Source organism: Escherichia sp. KCJ4928, from assembly GCF_004352695.1.
Taxonomy (GTDB): Bacteria; Pseudomonadota; Gammaproteobacteria; order Enterobacterales; family Enterobacteriaceae; genus ECMA0423.
In genome coordinates, this window is the sequence record NZ_SJWV01000203.1 from 1 (window position 1) to 6,679 (window position 6,679).

Annotated in this window: 10 protein-coding genes and 4 pseudogenes; 3 read left to right on the forward strand and 11 right to left on the reverse strand. The window is 49.7% G+C overall.

Going from position 1 to position 6,679, the window contains the following annotated elements; genetic code table 11:
* Nucleotides 1-113 precede the first annotated feature (113 nt).
* Nucleotides 114-632, forward strand: a pseudogene (locus E0D98_RS20145) (hypothetical protein); the annotation flags it as partial.
* Nucleotides 633-803: 171 nt separating this feature from the next.
* Nucleotides 804-1,133, forward strand: coding sequence for a DUF496 family protein (locus E0D98_RS20150; protein ID WP_000450409.1), 330 nt, complete (start codon nucleotides 804-806; stop codon nucleotides 1,131-1,133).
* 100 nt (nucleotides 1,134-1,233) lie between these two features.
* On the opposite strand, the gene E0D98_RS20155 is transcribed toward E0D98_RS20150, so the two are convergent.
* Nucleotides 1,234-1,416 (reverse strand): EutP/PduV family microcompartment system protein, encoded by a 183-nt coding sequence (locus tag E0D98_RS20155; RefSeq protein ID WP_001016348.1) that lies wholly within the window; start codon nucleotides 1,414-1,416, stop codon nucleotides 1,234-1,236.
* Between the two features lie 53 nt (nucleotides 1,417-1,469).
* Here E0D98_RS20155 and E0D98_RS20160 point away from each other — a divergent pair.
* Nucleotides 1,470-1,616: pseudogene (locus tag E0D98_RS20160) on the forward strand (transposase domain-containing protein); the annotation flags it as partial.
* A 288-nt stretch (nucleotides 1,617-1,904) separates the two neighbouring features.
* On the opposite strand, the pseudogene E0D98_RS20165 reads toward E0D98_RS20160, so the two are convergent.
* From E0D98_RS20165 to E0D98_RS20215, 10 genes and pseudogenes are all read right to left on the reverse strand, one after another.
* Nucleotides 1,905-1,985: pseudogene (locus E0D98_RS20165) on the reverse strand (hypothetical protein); the annotation flags it as partial.
* A gap of 45 nt (nucleotides 1,986-2,030) precedes the next feature.
* Nucleotides 2,031-2,225: a DUF5983 family protein gene (locus E0D98_RS20170; protein ID WP_000988599.1), complete on the reverse strand. Its 195-nt coding sequence runs from the start codon at nucleotides 2,223-2,225 to the stop codon at nucleotides 2,031-2,033.
* Nucleotides 2,222-2,595: pseudogene (cbtA, locus tag E0D98_RS20175) on the reverse strand (type IV toxin-antitoxin system cytoskeleton-binding toxin CbtA). Before cbtA ends, E0D98_RS20170 begins: the two are co-directional and overlap by 4 nt.
* Nucleotides 2,596-2,683: 88 nt before the next feature.
* A complete protein-coding gene (gene cbeA, locus E0D98_RS20180) occupies nucleotides 2,684-3,052 on the reverse strand; it encodes a type IV toxin-antitoxin system cytoskeleton bundling-enhancing antitoxin CbeA (protein ID WP_032240993.1) in 369 nt (122 codons plus the stop codon).
* A 73-nt stretch (nucleotides 3,053-3,125) separates the two neighbouring features.
* A complete protein-coding gene (locus tag E0D98_RS20185; RefSeq protein ID WP_000692323.1) occupies nucleotides 3,126-3,347 on the reverse strand; it encodes a DUF987 domain-containing protein in 222 nt (73 codons plus the stop codon).
* Between the two features lie 62 nt (nucleotides 3,348-3,409).
* Complete coding sequence (locus E0D98_RS20190) at nucleotides 3,410-3,886, reverse strand: RadC family protein (RefSeq protein WP_001186773.1); 477 nt, start codon at nucleotides 3,884-3,886, stop codon at nucleotides 3,410-3,412.
* 15 nt (nucleotides 3,887-3,901) lie between these two features.
* Complete coding sequence (locus tag E0D98_RS20195) at nucleotides 3,902-4,381, reverse strand: antirestriction protein (RefSeq protein ID WP_000860076.1); 480 nt, start codon at nucleotides 4,379-4,381, stop codon at nucleotides 3,902-3,904.
* Between the two features lie 81 nt (nucleotides 4,382-4,462).
* Nucleotides 4,463-5,284, reverse strand: coding sequence for a DUF932 domain-containing protein (locus tag E0D98_RS20200; RefSeq protein ID WP_001593466.1), 822 nt, complete (start codon nucleotides 5,282-5,284; stop codon nucleotides 4,463-4,465).
* Nucleotides 5,285-5,504: 220 nt separating this feature from the next.
* The gene (locus E0D98_RS20210) at nucleotides 5,505-5,915 is read right to left on the reverse strand and encodes a hypothetical protein (RefSeq protein ID WP_000846713.1); all 411 of its coding nucleotides are present in this window, start codon (nucleotides 5,913-5,915) and stop codon (nucleotides 5,505-5,507) included.
* Nucleotides 5,916-5,930: 15 nt separating this feature from the next.
* Nucleotides 5,931-6,614, reverse strand: a complete 684-nt coding sequence (locus E0D98_RS20215; protein WP_000775500.1) for a hypothetical protein — start codon at nucleotides 6,612-6,614, stop codon at nucleotides 5,931-5,933.
* Nucleotides 6,615-6,679: the final 65 nt, after the last annotated feature.

Here is a 6,679-nt window from a genome sequence, read left to right on the forward strand (position 1 = left end):
TAATCCGGTAGCGGCGTAAAAATCGCGGAAGGGATGAAAAAAACAGCGCCTGACGGCGCTGTGTCTGGCATGCCTGCAATCCGGGAAACCGGACCAGGAAAAAACTTGCAGGCCATAACAGTATCTATCAATCTGCATTCTCACCGAACTTACTCGAACGCCCACGTCTGGAAAGCCATCTACAAAAACTGCTGACCGATGCCGTGAAAATGCGTGGGCTGATTGCGCCCGCCAGCAAAGAAACCCGTATTCCCAAATCGATATATGAAGGTATCCAGACCATTAACCGCAATCTGGTTTGTATGCTGGAGTTGCAAATCAATGCGTACTGGGCCACGCGCCCCAGCCATTTCGTGTTATTGAACGCGCAAAAACTTCGTGATACCCAGCACATGATGCAGCAAATACTGCTGAGCCTTGTTCATGCGCTGTACGAAGGTAATCCGCAGCCGGTTTTTGCCAATACGGAAAAATTGAACGATGCTGTGGAAGAGCTGCGTCAGTTGCTCGATAACCACCATGACCTGAAGGTTGTGGAAACACCAATCTATGGTTATGTGTGGCTGAACATGGAAACGGCACATCAGCTTGAGTTGCTATCGAATCTGATTTGCCGGGCCTTGCGCAAATAATTCCTGAACTTCAGAATCATCTTGCTGCTGCTTCGATTCAGCAAGGATAAAGGGTATGATAGTGAAAAGGGATAAAAGCATTGTCATCTGCGGCAGCTATGAGTAATGTTGGCCCTAACGAATAGCGGTTGCTTAAACGAATCCGACTCTCACATTATCAGGGGTATAAAAATGGAAACTACCAAGCCTTCATTCCAGGACGTACTGGAATTTGTTCGTCTGTTCCGTCGTAAGAACAAACTGCAACGTGAAATTCAGGACGTTGAGAAAAAGATCCGTGACAACCAGAAGCGCGTCCTGTTGCTGGACAACCTGAGCGATTACATCAAGCCAGGGATGAGCGTTGAAGCAATCCAGGGCATCATCGCCAGCATGAAAGGTGACTATGAAGATCGCGTTGACGATTACATCATCAAAAATGCCGAGCTCTCCAAAGAACGCCGCGATATCTCCAAAAAGCTGAAAGCTATGGGCGAAATGAAAAACGGCGAAGCGAAGTAATTCCCGTTTTATTCAATGAGGGTTGCCCGGCAACCCTCATTGCTCATTGATTCTTATCTGTGTATCACCGTCATCATTCTCATCTGAGAACCAATCGAAATTAACAACAGCCTTCTTCTGTATGCAGCAAGGCAAAAAGTTCTGTAACTCCATTGTTATTAACTGCACTGGTTACTAACACGTTGTGCGCTCCAGCTTCCCGTAACCAACTTTTCACCAAAGATATTTGTTCCATGCTGGCTAAATCTGCTTTGGTTACTACTCCAATGACCGGGTGATTCATGGCCCGGTAGGGCGTTTTTACCTCTAATTCCTGCTTCAGCGCTGAGATTCCTGCTTGTTGCCGGAAAAGCAGGCACCTGCCGTCTGAACGGTATCGATCCGGAAGCGTATCTGCGCCATATTCTGAGCATACTGCCGGAATGGCCCTCCAACCGTGTTGACGAACTCCTGCCATGGAACGTAGTTCTCACCAATAAATAAGCGTCAATACGGTGCTCCGTTGACGCTTACTTTAATCCGTTTTCTGAGCTTAGATTTTTCTGTTCCTACCCAGACCGTGGATTTGGAATTCATTTTTTGTCAGGTCAATGCTAATCGTTAAAACGGCCATAACGCACCTCCACTGGAAGGTTTATCAGTAATATCCTACCGTTGCTTCATGGTCGGGGCGTCCATTCCATTATTATCGGTTTTCCTTTCTGTTTATAAATGAAAACGCCAGCTGTATTCAGGCTGGCGTCAGGGGAAATGAAGCCTGTTGAGTGAGATTCACCGGTTCTGGTGCAGAAGCTGCAGATGGCGCAGGGTAAGGACATCTTCTCTTGCCTGCTTAATACAGGACAACAGTGCTGTTTCTGTGGTTAATGGCACTATACCCTGCATCACTGCATTGTCTTACAGCAACTGGTGAGGGCTGGCATAAGTTGCCGGTGTTTCGGTAGAGTCACGGTCATCCACCACGCGGAGTGAATAACCTTTTTCAGCGGCCTTATTAATCAGTTCAGTGATATTAACACCATCAATGTCAACGACAATGTGCCCCATATCCAGCGCCTGTACGTTAACGCTGTCGGCTTCCAGTGTCATCATTTCGCCTCCGGATACTTACCCAGGGTAATGTTATTTACCGTTCTGTAATTGTCGCGGGTCATCAGGCCGGTCGCCCTGCGAGCCCGGAGGATATCGATGCTGTTTATTAACTGAGAGCGGGTACAGGCGCTGAATCCCGGCTGGTCGGTAGCACCAGCGCGTATTTTTCCACGAGAAAGTTCACCGCATCACACAGTGAAATGCCTGCCTCAATATGCTGCTCAATCACACGTTCATCGGCAAAAGGTGTGTCATTCAGTGTGAGGCCATAGTGCTGGTCCAGCAGTCGGGACAGCAGTATCTGCCAGATTTCAACAGGAGACGGGCGAGAACTGGTCGCCTGCCCGGGTAATACAGGTAATGTTTTCATACTGAAGATTTTCCTGATATGCAGATATAAAAATGGAAAAGTGGCGTGGTGAAAACACCAGGCCGTAGCAGAAGGCTATTCTGGAGAGTTAATTTTTCATTTCGGGCGTCGGATAAACAGCCAGATAAACGTAACCACAACTGCTGAGGGTATCGGCTTTGCAGGTCAGCCCTTTTGCATACAGCGTGACGGTATGCTGATGGCGGGGATTCAGTTCACCACTGGTGAGCATGAGTTCCAGTTGTTTCATCAGCAGCGGAAAGGCCTGGTCCAGGTGGTACGCATCTGCATCGCTGAACAGGCCTCTGATACCGGCGCGGTCGGCAAGGTAATGCAACCGGTTACCCTCCTGCACCAGACGTGCCTCGAAACAGGGCGTCACGGTGCAGGGCAGCCCCCACCAGGGGCGGTCGTGATTGTCGTCGGGAAGTGTTGTCCCGGGGAGTGTGTCTGACACGATAAAATCCTTACAGAAAATCGGCTAAGAATGGTCCGGTAGTGGCGATAATTCTGCTCATCAGAATTCCCACTCAGTTCAGGGTGACGCTCATCAGCCGGACATACGGACCAAAACTGTCCTTACGGCGTTCAGCAAACACGGCCAGCACACCGGGAATATCCTGCACTTCACGACCGGTATACGCTTCAGCACTGCCGTGCCAGCGGTATTTACCGGTACAGAACGGAAAAAGACGGGATGTCGGATGTTGTTGGTGAATACGCATGGCTTCACCACGGGTGATAATTTTCATAATGGGATACCTCTGAAGACAGAAGATAAAAGTGAAAACAGGTGTGATGTGGTTGTGAAGGGTTAAAGCAGACCATGTTCGGCAAAGGAGAAAACCTGGTTGCCACCGACTATCAGATGGTCCGGCACCCGGATATCCACCAGGCCCAGTGCCTGTACCAGACGTTCCGTGATAAGGCGGTCTGCCTTACTGGGTGTGACTTCACCGGAGGGGTGATTGTGTGCCAGCACCACGGCAGCGGCATTGTGGTACAGGGCGCGTTTAATCACTTCCCGGGGATGGACTTCCGTGCGGTTGATGGTGCCGGTAAAGAGGGTTTCACCGGCAATCAGTTGATTCTGGTTATTCAGATACAGCACCCGGAATTCTTCACGCTCCAGTCCCGCCATGTTCAGAATCAGCCATTCCCGTGCTGCACGGGTGGAGGTGAAGGCCACGCCGGGTTCATGAAGATGGCGGTCCAGGGTTTTCAGGGCCCGTTGAATGAGGCTGCGCTCGCCGGGCGTCATCTCTCCGGGCAGAAAGGAAAGTTGTTGCATTGTGCTTCTCTCCATTCAGTCGATGATGCGCATAATGGCGCTGCATTCCGGATGCTGCAGGGCGTAATCCCGCAACCGGTAATAATGGACCGTCATGGCATAATTCTCCGTACGACAGGCATGATGACTGTACGTCATCAGACAGGCGGCAATACCGGCGGCTTCCGGGCTCATTTCTGCGCGGTTACCGTTCATGGCATTGAACAGTACCCATGTTTCGTCATCATCGTCATCCGGTTCGGGTGCCATAAATGCCCCGCCGTTGTTCAGGGTGTACAGATTCCAGATACCACCGCAGTAGTCTTCGCACAGACGGTCCATCCAGCCGAAGACGCGGGGCTCCAGGGTCACCCACTGTGGAATGAGGCCAAAATGCTGCGGCCAGAAGCTGATGCGCTGTTCATCAGGGACGAGGCTGGCAACCAACTGAGGCGGATTATTCTCTGGTGTTGTAGCTGAATAAATTGTGGGGGTATTCTGAGAAACGGTTTTCATGAGATAACTCCTTAAATAACAAATAAATGTGTGTTTTTCAGGAACGAAAGCTGAATGATTCCCTCACTCAGGGAAACGGCATCAGCGCAGGCTCTCCAGCATCGTTTCTGCCATCACCCACAATGCGCGATTGAGCTTAATGTCGGTATCAATGCTGTGAATGGCCCGGGTATGGATACGTTTTCCTTTTGCACTGCGACCGGAAATCCCGCCTTTCAGCATATTCTCCTGGATGGTCTGATATGCGCTCCACAGGTCCTTACCGTAATCCTCCCGGCGTCGCGGCGTCAGAATGTCGGCGGTGGTGACGGGCTGATGTTCGTCACCATAACGGTAAGTCAGTGCCGCCTGTGCCAGCGCCTGGCGTGCCGGTGGCGGCAGGACCAGCGACTGCATGGCATCACGCTTCTCCTCTATCCGGTCAAACACGCCCACCACCTCGTAAGCCCCTTCAATGACTCTGTCCACCACATTTCCCCGGTGCGGAACACGTACTTCCCCCAGAGACTGGCCACAGACGCACCCGTTCTGGCAGACGAACCTGAAGTAACCCGGCAGCATCTGGTAGCTGGAGGTACCGTCATGAGAGTTGAGCAGAATAATTTCAGGGACATGTTCTCCGTTTATCTCTCCGGCCCGCCGCAGACGCAGCATGTGTTTTGTGTATCCCCGGCGGCCCGGGTCGCGCACACGGGTCTGGCAGGCGAAGAACGGCTGAAAGCCTTCCCGCTGCAGATTTTCCAGGACGGTAATGGTGGGAATGTACGCATACCGTTCACTGCGGGAGGTGTGCCGGTCTTCCCCAAAAATACTGGGTACATGGCGTATCAGTTCTTCATGTGTCAGCGGACGGTCACGGCGTATCTGGTTTGCAGCATAACCAAAACGACTTGCTAATCGCATACTTTGCTCCTTATCGGTGGTTAAGATTTACTGGTGCAATAAATGAAAAAAGCCGCGTCTCCCGGAGAAGACGCGGCCTGACGGGTGAAATGAATAAGGTTTATTGTCTGAGAGGCCTTTCACTGGCGAGCCACGCATTAAGCGGCTTTCCGGTAACAATGGCTGGGGCTGTATTTACCTTTGATATTAATAATGTGCAGAGAAACGCATGGTTTACTCCTTAGATTTTAAGTTTGTCCTGGGCTACAACGACAGGTTTTCCGGATGTGTCGATGACTCCTACCGTCGGTACGCCATTTTTGATTTCGAAGAACGGTTTGTTGCTACCTGAGCACAGTTGATTGTCCCCGTATTCAATCATTTGTGCTTTCCCGGTTTTCAGGTTAACTACCGAGACAGTGTAGTCGTAGCACCAGGCACCACCACGTTCAAGCACGAAAACATAGCTGTTATCTTTATAGTTGAACTGATTCTTTGTCTGGCAATTCATACCGTCAATTTCGGTACAGGAAAACGCTTCTGTAGTATTAACGTATTTGATGTTATTTGGCAGTTTTACTTGTTTCGCAGTAGCGAAGACAGAGAACAGAATAGTTACAGCAACGAGTAAAGTTTTGATAAAAGTTTTCATGATAGACTCCTTAAATTAGTTAACCGCAGCTACGTAGTTTTTCACCAGATACGCGAATTCATGCACGCCAATTTCACCGAACCAAACCAGGTAGGCCGGGTCATCTAAACCAAAGTAACGGTAGCCAACAACTTCATGGGTTTTTGGGTTATAGAGTGTTACGATAAAGTCCCAGCCGCAGGTATTGGCTTTGCAACCGTCGCCCTGGAACCAGACTGTACCGTTAATGTTTACTGGCGTGATACCTCCACCAGGGCCATCCATATAGCCGCCTTTACCGAACATGCCGCTCAGTCCGACCGGTTTTAATGCTTTGTCGATAGCGGCTTTGTAGGTAGCGTCACCTTCGTACAACTCGTACGTTGATGGACACGCTCCAGGTTGTTCAGCCCAGGCTTCCGGGTTACAACTAAGAGCTTGTTTTACGGTAGCCGCTTCTGCGTTAAAGTTAAAGCCCGTGAACAGAACCGCCAGAAATAACATAAGGGTATGTAAACGTTTCATTGTAAATATTCTTCCGTTGTAAATGGCGCTGGAAAATTTCTCATCAGTGAAACCTTCCGGAAGTTTCCCCCCCTTGTATGATGTATATCGCCAGTATTTTATTTCATCCCGGCTGTAATTTTTATATTCCCCGGCACGTGCAATAACGCTGACCAGAGATATAAGGCTCATTAATAACTTTACAGGTAATTTCATAATTAAATTTCCAGTGAGTGAATTGACAGGTGAGGGGTAAAACTTTCTCTCAGGTAATATATATC

Excerpts from the sequence above, each read along its gene's own strand:
- E0D98_RS20150 (WP_000450409.1), top strand. The coding sequence starts at position 804 with ATGGAAACTACCAAGCCTTCATTCCAGGACGTACTGGAATTTGTTCGT.
- E0D98_RS20155 (WP_001016348.1), bottom strand. The coding sequence starts at position 1,416 with ATGAATCACCCGGTCATTGGAGTAGTAACCAAAGCAGATTTAGCCAGC.
- E0D98_RS20170 (WP_000988599.1), bottom strand. The coding sequence starts at position 2,225 with ATGATGACACTGGAAGCCGACAGCGTTAACGTACAGGCGCTGGATATG.
- E0D98_RS20185 (WP_000692323.1), bottom strand. The coding sequence starts at position 3,347 with ATGAAAATTATCACCCGTGGTGAAGCCATGCGTATTCACCAACAACAT.
- E0D98_RS20190 (WP_001186773.1), bottom strand. The coding sequence starts at position 3,886 with ATGCAACAACTTTCCTTTCTGCCCGGAGAGATGACGCCCGGCGAGCGC.
- E0D98_RS20195 (WP_000860076.1), bottom strand. The coding sequence starts at position 4,381 with ATGAAAACCGTTTCTCAGAATACCCCCACAATTTATTCAGCTACAACA.
- E0D98_RS20200 (WP_001593466.1), bottom strand. The coding sequence starts at position 5,284 with ATGCGATTAGCAAGTCGTTTTGGTTATGCTGCAAACCAGATACGCCGT.
- E0D98_RS20210 (WP_000846713.1), bottom strand. The coding sequence starts at position 5,915 with ATGAAAACTTTTATCAAAACTTTACTCGTTGCTGTAACTATTCTGTTC.
- E0D98_RS20215 (WP_000775500.1), bottom strand. The coding sequence starts at position 6,614 with ATGAAATTACCTGTAAAGTTATTAATGAGCCTTATATCTCTGGTCAGC.